Source organism: Neisseria weixii (assembly GCF_042658245.1).
Classification (GTDB): domain Bacteria; phylum Pseudomonadota; class Gammaproteobacteria; order Burkholderiales; family Neisseriaceae; genus Neisseria; species Neisseria weixii.
The window spans coordinates 1-16,891 of sequence record NZ_JBHSPY010000020.1; the positions used below are offsets into that span (position 1 = coordinate 1).

Below are 16,891 nucleotides of genomic sequence, written 5' to 3' on the forward strand. Positions count from 1 at the left end.
TGGGCAGTTGTCCGGCGGGCTGCCAATCGGGCAGCCGGTTAATTTTGAGCAACGGGCAGCTGCCGGTATGTTTGCCCGTCATGATTCGGGCTTGTTGGTGGAAGAAGCTGCTCATAAAAAAACTCCTCTGAATTCTTTAGGGGGAATTTAGGGGAGTTTTGGGTTTTTTTTGCAAAGGTCTCAGGCCGTCTGAAAACATAAGTTTCAGACGGCCTTTTTAGCTTTTAGGCAAACGTGTTTTTATTGCGATGACACGATTTCACACACCGAAATTATTTGCCGTGATAGCAGACGGTTGCGCCTTTGGCACCGTGCAAACCGGTATATTCAAAGTAGGCTTCGCTGCCTTTTTGGTGCCATTCCGCACCCGTACCCCACAGGCCGGTGTTGCCGGTGTAAAGCTCGCCGGAAGCGGCTGAAGTTCGGGTCAACTGAGCGCTGCGGTTTGCTACGGTGAGTTTTACCTTGTCTTCGCCGATGTTTTCGACATTTACGCTCATGCCGTTTTTGCATTCGAAGGTCATGGGTTTGCTCATGCCGGCATGGTGATGATGGTGGCCATCGCCGTGATGATGGTGATGGTGGTGGCTGTTGCCGCTTTGGGCGCAGGCAGCCAGCAGGATAATCGAAGCGGCCAATGTGGCGGCAGTAATGGTTTTCATAAAACACTCCTTTTCAGTTGCAGTATGCTTATGCATTACCGATAACAATTACATTCTCTACAATTTTCTGTAAAACTTATCAGGCCGTCTGAAAAATTAGCCTGTAAACGCCAATTGCAGGGCCGTCTGAACCATTATGTTTCAGGCGGCCTCATTTTATTGGTATATTCATAAAATATTATTCCTAAAAACAGTATATTGCGCGCAACCGTCTAAGAAATTGCCGCATATTTTGGCGGCAACGCATTTGCTAAACGCAGTAAAAATCTGTTAAAAACCGCTTTACCGATTTTTCTATATAAGGGATAACAAGATGTCGATTTTTGCTGTTATCAGCCACCAACTGACGCGATTTACTGCGCCGGTGATTATTTTGGCTTCCATCACCGCCTTTATTGAACCGGCTACTTTTGCCTGGGTGAAAGGCGACACGCAGATTTTGGTATTGGGCATCATCATGCTCGGCATGGGCATGACCTTGGGCAAAGCCGACTACCGCATTTTGGCGCAGCGGCCGTTGGATATTTTGGTGGGCGCGGCGGCGCAATATACCATCATGCCGTTGGTGGCGATTGCTGTGGCCAAAGCGCTGGATTTGTCCACCGGCCTGACGTTGGGCTTGGTATTGGTCGGCACGTGTCCGGGCGGGGTTTCTTCCAACATTATGTCTTTTTTGGCTAAAGGCGATGTGGCGTTTTCGGTGGGAATGACCACGGTTTCAACCTTGCTCGCTCCGGTGATGACGCCGCTGTGGATGATGTATCTGATCGGTGAAACCGTCGATATGGACGGCTGGGGCATGTTTAAATTTATGCTGCTGGTGACGCTGCTGCCGGTGGTCATCGGCTCGGTGTGCAATATGTTCTTTAAACATAAGCCTTGGTTTGCCGATGTCCGCGCGGTGATGCCCGGCGTGGCGGTGCTGGCTTTTGCCTGTATTGTCGGCGGTGTGGCAGCGGTACACGGCCACCGCTTTATGGAATCGGCACTGGTAATGTTGGTTGCCATCGCGGCCCATAACATCATCGGCTATATTTTGGGCTACTATTCCGGCGCATTGTTCGGCATGGACACAGCCAAAAAACGGACGTTGGCCATTGAAGTTGGCGTGCAAAACGCCGGTTTGGCCACGGGCTTGAGCGCGAAATTTTTCCCAACCAACGCCGAATCCGCCGTCGCTACCGCCGTGGCCTGTGTATGGCACTCGGTATCCGGCACCGTGTTGGGCAATTTGTTTGCTTGGTGGGATAAGCGCAAAGCGCAATAAGGTCGGGGTATCAAAAGGCCGTCTGAAAGTATTGCTTTCAGACGGCCTGTTTTTATGAACGGTGTTTGTTCAACGCCTTACTTCGCGGCTTCCAAAGCTTGCGCCAAATCGGCCAGCAAATCGTCGATGTGTTCAATGCCCACGCTCAGGCGCACCATGTCGGCACCGACACCGGCGGCGGCGAGTTCTTCGTCGTTTAACTGGCGGTGGGTGGTGCTGGCCGGATGGGTGGCGAGTGATTTGGCGTCGCCAATATTCACCAACCGCAGGAAGAGTTGCAGCGCGTCGATGAATTTGGCACCGGCTTCGCGGCCGCCTTTGATGCCGAAGCTGAGCAAGCCCGATGCTTTGCCGCCGTAGTCGCGGTCGATTAAGGCTTTATACGGGCTGTCGGCCAGCGCGGGGTAGTTTACCCATTCTACTTGCGGGTGGCTTCGCAGGAACTCGGCCACTTTTACGGCGTTTTCGCAATGGCGTTCCATACGAAGGGCAAGCGTTTCCAAGCCTTGCAGCAGTAAAAACGCGCTTTGCGGCGACAAGGCCGCGCCGGTATTGCGCAGCGGCACCACGCGGGCACGGGCGATGTAGGCTGCCGCACCGAAATGCTCGGTGTAGTTGACGCCGTGGTAAGACGGATCGGGCTGGTTGAAAATTTTGTCGAAACGCGGATTGCCGGCCCATTGGAATTGGCCGCCGTCAATAATCGCGCCGCCGATGGTGGTGCCGTGGCCGCCGATGTATTTGGTCAGCGACTGCACCACAATATCGGCACCGTGTTCAATCGGGCGGAACAAAGCCGGAGACGGCACGGTATTATCTACCATCAACGGCAAACCTTGTGCGTGGGCGGCTTCGGCAAAGGCTTTGATGTCCACCACGTTAATCGCCGGATTGCCGATGGATTCGCAATACACCAGCTTGGTGCGTTCATCGGCCAGCGCGGCGATTTGCTCGGGCTTGTCGGCATCGGTAAAGCGCACTTCAATGCCTTGGCGCGGCAGGCTGTGGGCGAAGAAATTGTAGGTACCGCCGTAGAGCGTTTTGGTGGCGATGATGTTGTCGCTTCCACTAAGGTTTGCACGGCATAGGTAACCGCCGCCATGCCGCTGGCCACGGCCAATGCGGCGATGCCGCCTTCGAGCTTGGCCACCCGCTCTTCCAATACGGCGGTGGTCGGGTTCATGATGCGGGTGTAGATATTGCCCGGCACGGCCAAGTTGAACAAATCGGCGCCGTGCCGGGTGTCGTCAAAGGTATATGACGTGGTTTGGTAAATCGGCACGGCGGCGGCTTTGGTGGTCGGGTCGGAATGATAACCTGCGTGCAGGGCGATGGTTTCTCGTTTCATGTTTTCCTTTTCCTTGAAGTCGTTATTGTTGAGGCCGTCTGAAAAGCCTTGTTCAGACGGCCTGAGACCTTTGCAAAACCCCATGAACCACCAATAAAAACCCAAACAGCCGTCATTCCCGCGCAGGCGGGAATCCATCTTAAAATTTCAGAAACTTATTTTATTCAACAGTTTGCCATACTCAAAAATGGATTCCCGCCTGCGCGGGAATGACGTCGGTTCTTTGTACAGTGGCTTTTCAGGCAGTTTTGGAAAGGTCGCGGCCTATATTTTAAAACACCATCACAAAACGCGTTTGAACAAATCCAGCATATTTTGCCATGATTGCTCGGCCGCTTCTTGCTGGTAGCCTAAATCCACACCGTTGCGCTCACCGTTGTGAGTGGCTTTCGGATTGGTGAAGCCGTGTTTGGCATTGGGGAACACGTCAATATGGAAACGGGCTTCGGCGGCTTGCATTTCGGCCCGGAAAGCTTCGACGTCTTCCATGGTCACCAAGGTATCCGACTCACCGTGCTCAATCAGCAATTCGCCTTTGATGGTGCCTTTTTCGGCCGGTTTGGAAGGGGTCAGGTTGCCGTGGAAAGTGGCCACCGCTTTCAACGGCGTACCGCGGCGGGCGGCTTCCAGCACCACACGGCCGCCGAAACAGAAACCGATGGCGGCCAAGCGCCCGCCGTCGCTTTCAGCTTGTGCCGCCAGCGCGTCTAAAGCCAGCTGTGTGCGTTCGGCCAGCAATTCCGGATTATTCACCAGCTTCATCATGTTTTCACCGGCCACCGTAGCATCTTCGGTGAGCATGGCGTTGCCGTATAAATCAGCGGCCAACGCAGCATAACCTTGTTCAGCCAAACGTTCGGCGCTGCTTTTGGCGTGTTTGCTCAAGCCCCACCATTCGGGTGCAACCAACACGGCGGCGGCTTTTCCACCTTGTGCCGGATAGGCGAAATGGCTTTGCAGGGTGGTACCGCTGCTGTCGGTATAGCTGACGGTGCGCGTGAGAATGCTCATGGGGATTTCCTTTCTCTAATGGTTAGACTCGGGTGGGATTTGGGTTGGATTAGGCCGTCTGAAAAAAATAATTTCAGACGGCCTATTAGTATCATTAAACCTTGATTTTACTCAACACATAATCAATGTCTTTGTCGCCACGGCCGGACAAATTCACCAGTAGGCGCTTGCTGCTGTCGAGTTCGGCAGCGCGGCGCAAGGCGTAGGCGATGGCGTGGGACGATTCCAGCGCCGGAATAATGCCCTCTTCGCGCGACAGGGTCAAAAACGCATCCAAACATTCTTGGTCGGTGGCGCATTCGTAGCGGCCGCGGCCGTTGTCTTTCAACAGGCAGTGTTGCGGGCCTACGCCGGGATAATCCAAACCGGAGGCGATAGAATGCACGGCGGCAGGTGTGCCGTCTTCTTCTTGCAGATAGTAGCAGTTAAAGCCTTGAATGTTGCCAAACCTGCCTTTGGCCATGGTCGCGGCGTGGCGGCCGGGTTTATCCAAACCTTCGCCGGCCGGTTCGACACCGACCAAATTGACCGATTCATCATCAATAAAGGCATTGAACAAGCCGATGGCATTCGAACCGCCGCCCACGCAGGCCACCACCTCATCAGGCAAACCGCCATATTGTTGGGCAAACTGCTCGCGCGCTTCATGGCCGACAATCGATTGGAAATATGCCACCATTTCCGGATAAGGCGCCGGGCCTACCACCGAACCGATGGCGAACATGGCGGTACCCAATTGCGACAAATACGATTCAAACGCCGAATCCACCGCCTCTTTCAGCGTACCCGCACCGGCAGACACCGGCACGATTTTCGCGCCCAAAATTTTCATGCGCGACACATTGGGATGCTCTTTGGCAATGTCGACCACGCCCATGTGGATTTCACATTCCAATCCGACCAAGGCCGAAGCGGTGGCCAGCGCCACGCCGTGCTGACCGGCGCCGGTTTCGGCAATGACTTTGGTTTTGCCCATTTTTTTCGCCAGTAGCGCTTCACCGATGCAGTGGTTGATTTTGTGTGCGCCGGTATGGTTTAAGTCTTCACGTTTCAGAAAAATCTGTGCGCCGCGTTGCGACAGGCTTTGGGCATGATAAATCGGACTCGGACGGCCGACATAAGCCGCCTGCAGGCGTTTCATTTCATTGATGAAATCTTCATCGCCGATGATGTTGTGAAACGCGGTGTTTAATTCTTCTAAAGCCTTGGCCAATTCGGGATGGCCGATTTTGCCGCCGTGTTTGCCGAAATTGCCGTCTGAATCCGGCAGAATCATGGGGTTTAACTGCTCTTTTGCCATGTTTGACTATCCTCTATTATCGGTTTCATTGAGGCCGTGTGAAAAGTGTGGCGACGGCGAATCTGTTTCTATTATAAACGATTTACCTGTGATTTGTTTTAGACTAATTTGTCAAATTATTTGTTTAAAATAAAAATATTATCATTTATATACAAGCCTTTGTCATTTTCTGCTTGTTTCAGGCGGCGTTATTTCCCACACTAAACTACATCCGACTACAAACCAGGAGGAACGCATGAAACAATTAGCGATGTACATCAACGGCCGCTTTGAAAACGATTTCCAAGGCCAATGGCGCGATGTATTGAACCCCTCGGCCGAAGAAGTGATCGCCAAAGAGCCGAAAGGCAGTGCGGCCGATGTTGACCGTGCGGTTGCGGCGGCACGTTTGGCGCAAACCGGATGGGAACGCACACCGGCGGTCGAGCGTGGCACGTATTTGCGAAAAATTGCCGGCGGTATTCGTGCGCGTGCTGATGAACTGACCGATGCCTCGGCAACACCATCGTGGTAAAACCGGGCAGCATTACCCCGATTAACTGCCACATCTTCGCCGAAATCGCCGATTCAGTCGGTCTGCCTGCCGGTGTCTCCAACGTGATCAACGGCGCAGGTGCGGAAATCGGCAATGCCTTGCCGGCGCATCCGCAAGCCGACATGGTGAGCCTGACCGGTTCGGTTGATGCCGGCCGCCAAGTGATGGAAGCCGCATCGCAAAACATCACCAAAGTCTCACTGGAATTGGGCGGCAAAGCCCCTGCCATCGTGTTGAAAGACGCGGATTTGGACTTGGCGGTAAAATCGATTTTGGCATCACGCGTGGGCAACCGGCCAAATCTGTAACTGCGCCGAGCGCGTGTATGTGCACAACGGCGTGAAAGACGCGTTCACCGAAAAAATGATTGCCGCCATGCAGGGCGTGCGTTTCGGCAATCCGGCCGAAGCAGAAAACGGCACACTGGAAATGGGCCCGCTGATTGAAGAGCGCGCAGTGAAACCGGTGGCCGAAAAAGTCGAGCGCGCGGTGCAGCAAGGCGCAACTTTGGCTTGCGGCAAACGCGCCGAAGGCAAAGGCTTCTTCTTCGAGCCTACGGTGTTGACCAATGTCGACAACAGCATGGACATCATGAAAGAAGAAACCTTCGGCCCGGTATTGCCGATTGCAAGCTTCGAAACGCTGAACGAAGTCATCGGCTTGGCTAATGATTGCGAATTCGGCCTTACCAGCTCGGTATACGCCACCAACCTGAACGAAGCCTTCTACGTCACCCGCCGCCTTCAATTCGGTGAAACCTACATCAACCGCGAAAACTTCGAAGCCATGCAAGGCTTCCACGCCGGTTGGAAAAAATCAGGTATCGGAGGCGCCGACGGCAAACACGGTTTGGAAGAATATTTGCAAACCCAAGTGGTTTATCTGGAAACCGATATTTAAGCAGATTGAATTCATCTCATTGAAGAAAGTAATTCAATCAAAAGGCCGAGACCTGTGCAAAACTTCAGACTGGAGTACAGTTTGACGTTACAGCAGCGCAAAAAGCGAAGACAGACCATCAAGATAGGCAAGTTTTCGAGCAGCACATAATGAAGAAATGTGCCAAAGATGACGATTTTGCAAAGGCATCAGGCCGTCTGAAAACTTCAGACGGCCTGCTATTCATAATGAAAAACAAAAAAGCCCGATGTTAACCATCGGGCTTTTGCCAAGACTAATTGCTTCATGCTCAATCTTTGCGGGTTTCCACCAAAATCATCTCAACTTCAACGTTTTCAGCTTCCACTTTCGGCACATCGGCACGGCGTAAACCGTATACCTTTTCCGGTTGCGCTTGAGCCAAAGCGGCAACGGCCTCAGGGTTGGTTTCGACAAACACCAATTCGCCCAATGACGGCATCGCATCGGCAACGGCCTGCTCTTTCTCCACCACTTCTTGCACCGCTGCTTCAACTTCTTTAGAGGCTCTGGCCGCAATCAGCTCGTCTTCCATGACCGCTACGGCTTGGGCTTCTTGATCGGCCGGCACGGCGGTCATCGGCAAAAATTCATCCGCCGCCTCAATGGCAAATACGGAAGTCACAGCAGCGGCTACGTTGCCGACAGCGTTATCAATGATGACACGTTCGTCATCGGTGCTTTCTTCCACACGGATGGCTTCCGCTTCATGCGCTTCGGTTTCAATGGCGAAAGTTACGGTTTCGGCTTCAACCGGCTCCGGAATCACAACCACCAATGGTGCGTTCTCCTCCACTTCGGCCACCGGCTCGCCCGGTACGGCAACCGCCACCGGCGTTTGCTCCACGGTTTCGCCAAACACATGCGCCACGGCAAAGCGTACTTTATCCGCTGCATCGGCGATATTCAGATAATGCTCGATTTTCTCGGCAGACGGAATATTGCGTTTTTTGTTGCTGCTGCGGCGGTCACGCTGATTACGGTTGTTGTTGCGGTCGCGTTGGTTGCGGCTGTTGCGCTCGCGCGGCTGCTTTTCAGCCGCCGGTGCGCTTTCAACAGCCACCTCTGCCACGGTTTCCGCGGCAACATTTTCGACCACTACATTTTCTTCAGCAGTTTCAACGGCAACGTTTTTGTTGGCATTGCGGTTGTTGCGGCTGCGCTTGTTGGCAGCAGGTGCGGCTTGCCCGCCGGTTTCAGACGGCATATCGGTCAGAGCAGCAACCGAGGCGGCGGCTTGGTTGCGTTCTTCTTTATTTGAACGGTTGCGCTCGCAGCGGTTGCGGTTGTTTTCCTTGCCTTCCGCTTTGGCTTCGGTCTTGTTGTCGGCTTTGCTGTCAACGGCTTTCGTTTCTTTGGCTTCGGCGCTGACTTCGTGCACTTCTACCTTGCTGCCGTCGCGTTTGTTGCGGCGCGGGTTTTGGCGGCGGTTTTGCTGGCGGCGGTTGTTGTTGCCGTTACGGTTGCCGTTGGCTTGGCGTTTTTCGGCTTTCTCTTCCACCGGTTTTTCAGGCTCGGCAGAGGCCGTCGCGCCACCGAAGATTTTGCCCAGCCAGGCCTTGAAGTTGTCCCACCAAGTGGCCGGTTTTTGCTCGGCCACGGTCGGCGCCGGTTGGGTGTGCTGCACGCCTTTTACCGCAGGTTCAGGGCGGGCGGCTTTGGCGCGCTCGCTGCCGAACGGTTTGGCGTTTTCGTCTTCAGCAGGCTCGGCCACGCGTTTGTAGCTCGGCTCGCCGTCTTCTTCCACATCATCGGTGCGGATGCGGCTGATTTCGTAATGCGGATTTTCCAGGTGAATGTTCGGAATCAGCAATACGGATACGTCCAAACGCTCCTCCATACCAAACAGTTCGGCGCGTTTTTCGTTCAGCAGGAAGGTCGCCACATCCACCGGCACTTGCGCATGCACTTCGCCGGTGTTGTCTTTCATGGCTTCTTCTTGAATGATGCGCAACACGTGCAGCGCGGTCGATTCGATGCCGCGGATCACACCGGTCCCGGCACAACGCGGGCAGGCCACATGGCTGCTTTCACCCAAGGCCGGTTTCAAACGCTGCCGGCTCAACTCAAGCAGGCCGAAGCGGGAGAGCTTGCCCATTTGCACGCGCGCGCGGTCTTTCTTCAGCGCGTCACGCAACACGTTTTCGACATCGCGTTGGTGTTTCGGGTTTTCCATGTCGATGAAGTCGATGACCACCAAGCCGCCCAAGTCGCGCAAACGCATTTGGCGTGCCACTTCTTCGGCCGCTTCCATATTGGTTTTGAACGCCGTGTCTTCGATGTCGGCGCCGCGTGTGGCACGGGCGGAGTTGACGTCAATCGATACCAGCGCTTCGGTGTGGTCGATCACAATCGCACCGCCGCTGGGCAGGCTGACGCTGCGTGAGAACGCGCTTTCGATTTGATGTTCGATTTGGAAGCGTGAGAACAGAGGCGTATGGTCTTCGTAAAGCTTCAGGCGGCCTATGTTGTTCGGCATCACATAGCTCATGAATTCAGACACTTGGTCGTGCACTTCTTGATTGTCGACCAAAATCTCGCCGATATCCGGACGATAGTAATCGCGGATGGCGCGGATCAGCAGCGAGCTTTCCATAAACAGCAAATACGGATCTTTATGCGCTTCGCCCGCTTCTTCGATGGCGCGCCACAGTTTCAGCAGATAATCGAAATCCCACTGCAGTTCTTCCACGCTGCGGCCGATACCGGCGGTGCGCGCGATCAGGCTCATGCCGCGCGGCACGTCCAATTCGGCCATCGCGGCTTTCAGTTCGGCGCGCTCTTCGCCTTCGATACGGCGCGATACGCCGCCGCCGCGCGGATTATTCGGCATCAACACCAAATAGCGTCCGGCCAGGCTGATGAACGTGGTCAGGGCTGCGCCTTTGTTGCCGCGCTCGTCTTTTTCCACCTGCACAATGACTTCCATGCCCTCTTTGAGCACGTCTTGAATGCGGGCGCGGCCGCCTTCGTAATCTTGGAAATACGAACGCGACACTTCTTTAAACGGCAAAAAGCCGTGTCGGTCGGTTCCGTAATCGACGAAACACGCTTCCAACGACGGCTCGATGCGGGTAATCACACCTTTGTAGATGTTGCCCTTGCGCTGTTCTTTGCCCAGCGTTTCGATGTCCAAATCCAATAAATTTTGGCCATCGACAATCGCAACGCGCAGCTCTTCGGCTTGCGTTGCATTAAATAACATACGTTTCATGATAGTAACCTCGTTTGGCTGCACCGTCTTTTCAGACGGCCTCACGCAGCCGGCTGGCACTCACGAGGCGGGACACGCTGCTTACTTGAACATTAGGCAAGCAGGCTGGTGGTCCTGATGTAATCAGTTTTTGAGTTGAATTTCCGCAAGGTTTCATGCCGTCTGAAAAAATACGGTCATGTACGGTCGGGTTCGGATAAAGAAGGTCATAAAGAACAATTCGGTATCATGAAATGAAAGACACCGCCGCCTGTATACCATCTTTTCAGTATGTCAGGCCTAAAATTAAGCGCGGATTGAACATCATCAAGCCGCATAAATCAGGTAGCCGTCATCTTCTTCATCGTTTGCCTGTTGTTATTCTTCAGATTGCTGCGCGGCGGGCGGAACCCTGAAAATCCGTTCGTCTTATGCTCTGTGAGATGGGCAAATCAATTCAAACTTAATTACGCTCTCCCGTTTACTGGCTGTCTATAAACAGAAGGAAATGCTTTGTAGAGTGCGTTTTTAATATAAAATCTATTTTTAACAGTAAATCCGTTTTCCGGAAGGGATTTTCCCTGCGGCAGCAGCTGTAATTTTATGTTGCCGCGCGCCCGTTTGCAAAACGGTGAAAACGAATGTTTGGATTATAGAGAAAATGCACCCAATACGCAAAGATTCAGTCAGCCAAATTACCCTTACCGAACACGAAGCAGGCCAACGTCTTGATAACTATCTGATAAAAATTCTCAAGGACGTGCCGAAAAGCCATATTCACCGCATTATCCGCGCCGGTGAAGTGCGGCTGGATAAAAAGCGCTGCAAGCCCGACACCCGCATCGCAGCCGGCCAAGTTTTACGCATTCCGCCCATCCGCATTGCCGAAAAACAAAGGCCGTCTGAAACCGCCCCAACGACTCCCGCGCGCGAATTTGAAATTGTCTATGAAGACGATGCCTTGTTGGTCATCAACAAACCTTCGGGCGTAGCGGTACACGGCGGCAGCGGCGTGAGTTTCGGCGTGATCGAACAAATCCGCCAAGCCCGCCCCGAAGCCAAATATCTGGAACTGGTGCACCGCCTCGACAAAGACACCAGCGGCCTGCTCATGATTGCCAAAAAACGCAGCGCCTTGGTGAAACTGCACGAAATGATCCGTAACGACCACCCGAAAAAAATCTATCTGGCATTGGGTGTAGGCCGTCTGAACAACGACCGTTTCCACGTCAAACTGCCATTGTTCAAATACACCGGCGCACAAGGCGAAAAAATGGTGCGCGTGAGTGATGAAGGCCAATCGGCGCACACCATCTTCCGCGTACTCAAACGCTATTCAGACGGCCTGCTGCACCAAGTCGGCCTGTCTGCGCTTACTTTGGTCGAAGCCGCGCTCAAAACCGGCCGCACCCACCAAATCCGCGTGCACATGCAGTCACAACACAGCCCCATTGCCGGCGACGAGCGCTACGGCGACTACCAAGCCAACAAACGCCTGCAAAAACTCGGCCTCAAGCGCATGTTTCTCCACGCTTGCGAGCTGCATTTAGACCATCCGCTCACGGGTGAAAAACTGGTTTTAAAAGCCGACTTGCCGCAGGAATTGACGCAATTTATCGTGATGTTGGACAATCAGCATCAGGCCGTCTGAAAAAGACAAATAAAACAAAGGCGACCTTTCCTGAAAAAATCCACTTTATCCAAGCCATCGGTAGCTGTATCGGCCACATTTGCCCTCTCCGGCTGCCATTTAACCAGCCGCGCGTTAGACAACATCGACGCGCTGCCTGAAACCACCATCAAGGATGAAAACATCTATTCTTTCGGCCTCGCCCAACCCGACAGCAAAAACCTGCCGCCCAACCGCTTGGTGATGCTCGCTGAAAAACGCCCCATGTGACCGACATCACGCCCGAAGCCGTCTGTGTTGAACGCGAAAGAGGTAACTACGGACTAAGCGGTGCAGGTGTTGCCTCGGCAATGATTCTGACTCCGTTTGCCATTGCCGGCGATCTGATTATGCTGCCGGTTATGCCGTTCCTTGGGCCGTTTATGCGGCCCAGAGGTACGAAAATATAAGCAGATGGGATGGGCTTTTCAGACGGCCTCGAGACTTTTGCAACATCCTTAAATATCTGAATGCCCGTGATTTCAGGCCGTCTGAAACAAAGGAACCGATTATGAAACCGAAACTCGTCATTTTCGACTGGGACGGCACGCTGGCCGACACCACCCTGCCGATTATCGCCACCGTGCAGGAAAGTTTTACCGAAAACGGTCACGCCGCACCCGAAGCCGACCAAATCCGTCCGCTTATCGGCTACAACCTGCCGACCATCGTGTGCCGCCTTGCGCCGGATTTGAACTTGCACCAACAGGAAGAAATCATCGAAACCTATGCCGCGCATTACTTAAACCCGAACAACCGCAACATGACCCTGTTCCCCGATGCCATCCCCTGCTTGGAAACGCTGAAAGCGCAAGGCTATTGGCTGGCCGTGGCCACCGGCAAAGGCCGCACGGGTTTGGACAACTCCATCGCCCAAACCGGTACTGCCGACTTTTGGCTGGCCACCACCTGCGCCAGCGAACAGCCGTCAAAACCGGCGCCGGATATGGTGTTGAAATTATGTGACGAGCTCGGTTTAATGCCGTCCGAAACCATTGTCATCGGCGACACCACACATGATTTGGACATGGCCGCCAACGCGGGGGCACCGGCGATTGCGGTCACCACCGGCGCGCATACGGAAGAAAAACTGCGCACCAGCCCGCATTTGGCGATTTTGCCGAATTTGTCTGCTTTACCGGATTTTTTGGCGGCTTTGTAAACCGGATTGCGAACAATAAACAGCTGAGACTTTTGCCAATCCCAGATTTAAGTGCAGGCCCGGTTCAAGCAGTACATAAAGCTCAGGCATATTATCAAAAAGATAGGCATGATTCCGAGCAGCGCATAATCGAAAAAATGTACCACAGACGGGGATTTTGCAAAGCACTCGGGCCGTCTGAAAAACAATGTTTCAGACGGCCTTTTTTGTATTCGCCTCATCATAAGAAAACTTTATTTTTGTCCGCAAAACCGACACCCAATTACATACACAGATGCATGCTGTTGTACGGCTACCACCCGCCGAAATCTGCCCGCACCTTGTCTTTTCACGCGTTTTAACAAACCATGAAAGGCTTTGAGGCCGTCTGAAATTGCCCTAAACCGGCAGAAGTATTAAAATATCAAGTAATTAAAATACATCCAAACCGCACGCTGTCTTATGAACCCGACGCCCTTTATCGAAATGAAAGACGTGGCTTTTGCCTATGGCGGCCGCCTGATTCTGAGCAATATCAATTTCACGATTGCACAGGGGGCGTTTGCAGCCGTAATGGGAGGCTCGGGAAGCGGTAAAACCACGCTGATGCGCCTGATTACCGGCCAGATTCACCCGCAGCAGGGGCAGGTATTGATTGAAGGTCGCGACTTGGCCGAGTTTTCCGCCGCCGAATTGCATGAGCACCGCCGCCGTATGGGCGTTTTATTCCAACACGGCGCGCTGTTTACCGATTTGACCGTGTTCGATAACGTGGCGTTTCCGATGCGCGAACTGACCAAGCTGCCTGAAGCGGTGATTCGTGATTTGGTGTTACTGAAACTTAACGCCGTCGGTTTGCGCGGCGTGGAAAAATTGATGCCGTCCGAACTTTCCGGCGGCATGGCGCGACGTGTGGCCTTGGCGCGCACCATCGCGCTCGACCCTGAAATTATGCTGTATGACGAACCGTTTACCGGTCTCGACCCGATTTCACTGGGCGTGATTGCCCACTTAATCAGCCGCGCCAATACCGCGCTGCGTTCGACCAGCGTGATGGTGTCGCACGATATTGAAAAATCACTGCAAATCGTTGATCAAGTAATTTTCTTGGCACACGGCGAAATCATGTTCAGCGGCTCACCTGCAGAAATGCGCGAACTCGATTCGCCGTGGGTACAGCAGTTTGTCGGCGGCTTGGCCGACGGCCCGGTGGCCTACCGTTATCCGGCGCAAACGACTTTGCAGCAGGATTTATTGGGCGGTTAAGAATACGCATTCAGCCGGCCTGTGTACCATAGAAGGCCGGCTGAAAAAATAAGGAGGCGCCAATGCCTTCTACCCCATATAAAACCCGCCCCGGCACCATAGCCGTTGTCATCAACGATGTCGCAGCCAAACTCGGCCTGACCTTGGCTTCACTATGGAAACGCTTGGGCGCGGTGTTGATTAACCAATGCCTGGCGATGGTGTGTTTTATCGTGATGGTGGCCGTATTCAGCCTGACCGACCAATACACGCTCGATACTGATGCGTTTTTGTTTATCAACTTGGGCACTTTTTTTCTGTTGCTGCTGGCTTATCTCGGCATGCAGCTTCATTTTATCCGCCGCCACGGCCAAACCATCGGTAAGAGGCTGATGAAGATTCGGCCGATATTGGAAGCAACAGGCGGGCAGCTGACTGCGGCACAATATGTGTTCAAGCGCGAACTGTTGATTTATGTCATCAACAGCTTGGTCGGCCTGCCCATTTTGATTAATGCTTTTTTGGTGCTTTCGCGTGGCTACAACCGCCGTTCGCTGGAAGACATGCTGGCCAAAACCATTGTCGTGAACGCACCAGACCATTAAATGAACTTTTTCTGTTTTCAGACGGACTGATGAATAGGCCGTCTGAAAGATAACCGTTTTAAAAATATGAATTTTATCCAATCCGTCGGCTCAAAAACCTTGGGCTTTATCCAATCTCTCGGCAGCGTCACCTTGTTTCTGCTGCAAATTCTGGCGAAATCGGCCACGGCTTTTACCCGCCCGCGCCTGAGCATCCGTCAGATTTATTTTGCCGGCGTGATGTCGGTCTTGATTATTGCCGTTTCAGGCTTATTTGTCGGCATGGTGATTGGTTTGCAGGGCTATACGCAATTGGCGAAATTCAAAGCCGCCGATGTGTTGGGCTATATGGTGGCCGCTTCCCTTCTGCGCGAACTGGGGCCGGTATTGGCGGCGATTTTGTTTGCCAGCAGCGCAGGCGGTGCGATGACCAGCGAAATCGGCCTGATGAAAACTACCGAGCAGCTTGAAGCGATGAATGTGATGGCGGTCGATCCCGTTGCCCGTGTGGTGGCGCCGCGCTTTTGGGCAGGCGTGTTTTCTATGCCGCTTCTGGCCTCGATTTTCAACGTGGCCGGCATTTTCGGCGGCTATCTGGTCGGCGTGCAATGGCTGGGCTTGGACAGCGGCATTTTCTGGTCACAAATGCAGAGCAACATGACCATCAGCTACGATGTCGTCAACGGCCTGATTAAATCGGTGGTGTTCGGTGTGGCTGTTACCTTGATTGCCGTGCACCAGGGCTTTCACTGCGTACCGACTTCAGAAGGGATTTTACGCGCCAGCACGCGCACGGTGGTGTCTTCCGCCCTGACTATTTTGGCGATTGATTTTGTTTTAACCGCATGGATGTTTACTGAGTAACGACAATGAAAAAAAGTATTTTAGAATTTTGGGTCGGTTTGTTTGTCTTGCTGGGCGTGGCGGCACTGGGCTTTTTGGCCTTCCGCGTAGCAGGTGGCACGGGCATGGGCAGTGCACAACAAACCTACACCGTGTATGCCGATTTCAGCGACATCGGCGGGCTGAAAACCAATGCGCCGGTTAAATCGGCCGGCGTATTGGTCGGCCGCGTTTCCGCCATCACACTCGACCCCAAAAGCTATCAAGCGCGCGTAACCTTGAATCTCGACAAACAATACGAATTCAGCACGGACGTTTCCGCCCAAATCCTCACTTCCGGCCTCTTGGGGGAGCAATACATCGGCCTGTTGCAGGGCGGCGACATGGATAATTTGGCCGAGGGCGACACCATCAGCGTCACCAGCTCGGCCATGGTATTGGAAAACTTAATCGGCAAATTCATGACCAGCTTTGCCGAAAAACAATCCGGCGATTCTGATTCAGCCGCTTCGGGCAACGCAGATTCGGCCCCATAAACACAACAATATTTTTTAATTTAGGAATACACAAACATGAAAAAATCAGCTTTCTTCAGCGCCTTGGGCATCGGTTTATTGAGCATCAGCTTAGCCGCCGCTCCTGCGGATGCCATCAACCAAATCCGCCAAAACGCGACCCAGGTTCTGACCATATTGCAAAGCGGCGATGCCAACACCGCCCGCCGCAAAGCCGAAGCCTATGCCATGCCTTATTTTGATTTCCAACGCATGACCGCCTTGGCCGTGGGCAATCCTTGGCGCACCGCCACCGATGCGCAAAAACAGGCTTTGACCAAAGAATTCCAAACCCTGTTGATCCGCACCTACTCCGGCACCATGATGAAATTCAAAAATGCCAAAGTAAACGTGAAAGACAATCCGGTCGTTGCCCGCAACGGTAAAGAAATCACCGTACGTGCCGAAGTGAGCGCTGCCGGCGAAAAACCGGTCAACATGGATTTCACTACCTACCAAAGCGGCAACCGCTACCGCGTGTACAACGTGGCCGTTGAAGGTGCAAGCTTGGTGACCGTTTACCGCAACCAATTCGGCGAAACCGTTAAAACCAAAGGCATAGACGGCCTGATTGCCGACTTGAAAGCCAAAAACAGCGGCAAATAATCCTTAAGCGCACGG

Annotated in this window: 12 protein-coding genes and 2 pseudogenes; 9 read left to right on the forward strand and 5 right to left on the reverse strand. The window is 53.3% G+C overall.

What is annotated here, in order from left to right:
• Positions 1-272 precede the first annotated feature (272 nt).
• Positions 273-662: an MliC family protein gene (locus ACFPVS_RS09455; RefSeq protein ID WP_096294549.1), complete on the reverse strand. Its 390-nt coding sequence runs from the start codon at positions 660-662 to the stop codon at positions 273-275.
• A gap of 313 nt (positions 663-975) precedes the next feature.
• Between ACFPVS_RS09455 and ACFPVS_RS09460 the strand changes: the two genes are divergently transcribed.
• Positions 976-1,929: a bile acid:sodium symporter family protein gene (locus ACFPVS_RS09460; RefSeq protein WP_096294548.1), complete on the forward strand. Its 954-nt coding sequence runs from the start codon at positions 976-978 to the stop codon at positions 1,927-1,929.
• A gap of 77 nt (positions 1,930-2,006) precedes the next feature.
• Here the strand turns inward: ACFPVS_RS09460 and ACFPVS_RS09465 are convergent.
• The 3 genes and pseudogenes from ACFPVS_RS09465 to trpB all read right to left on the reverse strand — a co-directional run bounded on the left by ACFPVS_RS09465 (position 2,007) and on the right by trpB (position 5,588).
• A pseudogene (locus ACFPVS_RS09465) lies at positions 2,007-3,277 on the reverse strand (O-acetylhomoserine aminocarboxypropyltransferase/cysteine synthase family protein).
• Positions 3,278-3,559: 282 nt separating this feature from the next.
• A complete protein-coding gene (locus tag ACFPVS_RS09470; protein ID WP_096294547.1) occupies positions 3,560-4,288 on the reverse strand; it encodes a dienelactone hydrolase family protein in 729 nt (242 codons plus the stop codon).
• Positions 4,289-4,382: 94 nt separating this feature from the next.
• On the reverse strand, positions 4,383-5,588 hold the full coding sequence (gene trpB / locus ACFPVS_RS09475; RefSeq protein ID WP_096294546.1) for a tryptophan synthase subunit beta: 1,206 nt from the start codon (positions 5,586-5,588) through the stop codon (positions 4,383-4,385).
• A gap of 235 nt (positions 5,589-5,823) precedes the next feature.
• Between trpB and aldA the strand changes: the two are divergent.
• Positions 5,824-7,023: pseudogene (gene aldA / locus ACFPVS_RS09480) on the forward strand (aldehyde dehydrogenase).
• Between the two features lie 289 nt (positions 7,024-7,312).
• On the opposite strand, the gene ACFPVS_RS09485 reads toward aldA, so the two are convergent.
• Positions 7,313-10,255 (reverse strand): Rne/Rng family ribonuclease, encoded by a 2,943-nt coding sequence (locus ACFPVS_RS09485; protein ID WP_096294545.1) that lies wholly within the window; start codon positions 10,253-10,255, stop codon positions 7,313-7,315.
• Between the two features lie 640 nt (positions 10,256-10,895).
• On the opposite strand from ACFPVS_RS09485, the gene ACFPVS_RS09490 reads away from it, so the two are divergent.
• From ACFPVS_RS09490 to ACFPVS_RS09520, 7 genes are all read left to right on the forward strand, one after another.
• On the forward strand, positions 10,896-11,885 hold the full coding sequence (locus ACFPVS_RS09490) for an RluA family pseudouridine synthase (RefSeq protein ID WP_096296058.1): 990 nt from the start codon (positions 10,896-10,898) through the stop codon (positions 11,883-11,885).
• 526 nt (positions 11,886-12,411) lie between these two features.
• Positions 12,412-13,065, forward strand: coding sequence for an HAD-IA family hydrolase (locus ACFPVS_RS09495; RefSeq protein WP_198345362.1), 654 nt, complete (start codon positions 12,412-12,414; stop codon positions 13,063-13,065).
• A 441-nt stretch (positions 13,066-13,506) separates the two neighbouring features.
• Entirely contained in the window at positions 13,507-14,310 is an 804-nt protein-coding gene (locus ACFPVS_RS09500) for an ABC transporter ATP-binding protein (protein ID WP_096294543.1), read from the forward strand.
• A 62-nt stretch (positions 14,311-14,372) separates the two neighbouring features.
• The gene (locus ACFPVS_RS09505; protein ID WP_096294542.1) at positions 14,373-14,894 is read left to right on the forward strand and encodes an RDD family protein; all 522 of its coding nucleotides are present in this window, start codon (positions 14,373-14,375) and stop codon (positions 14,892-14,894) included.
• Positions 14,895-14,960: 66 nt separating this feature from the next.
• Positions 14,961-15,737: a lipid asymmetry maintenance ABC transporter permease subunit MlaE gene (mlaE, locus tag ACFPVS_RS09510; protein WP_096294541.1), complete on the forward strand. Its 777-nt coding sequence runs from the start codon at positions 14,961-14,963 to the stop codon at positions 15,735-15,737.
• Positions 15,738-15,742: 5 nt separating this feature from the next.
• Positions 15,743-16,252, forward strand: a complete 510-nt coding sequence (mlaD, locus tag ACFPVS_RS09515; protein ID WP_123804213.1) for an outer membrane lipid asymmetry maintenance protein MlaD — start codon at positions 15,743-15,745, stop codon at positions 16,250-16,252.
• A gap of 36 nt (positions 16,253-16,288) precedes the next feature.
• Positions 16,289-16,876, forward strand: coding sequence for an MlaC/ttg2D family ABC transporter substrate-binding protein (locus tag ACFPVS_RS09520; protein ID WP_096294540.1), 588 nt, complete (start codon positions 16,289-16,291; stop codon positions 16,874-16,876).
• The last annotated feature ends 15 nt before the right edge of the window (positions 16,877-16,891 follow it).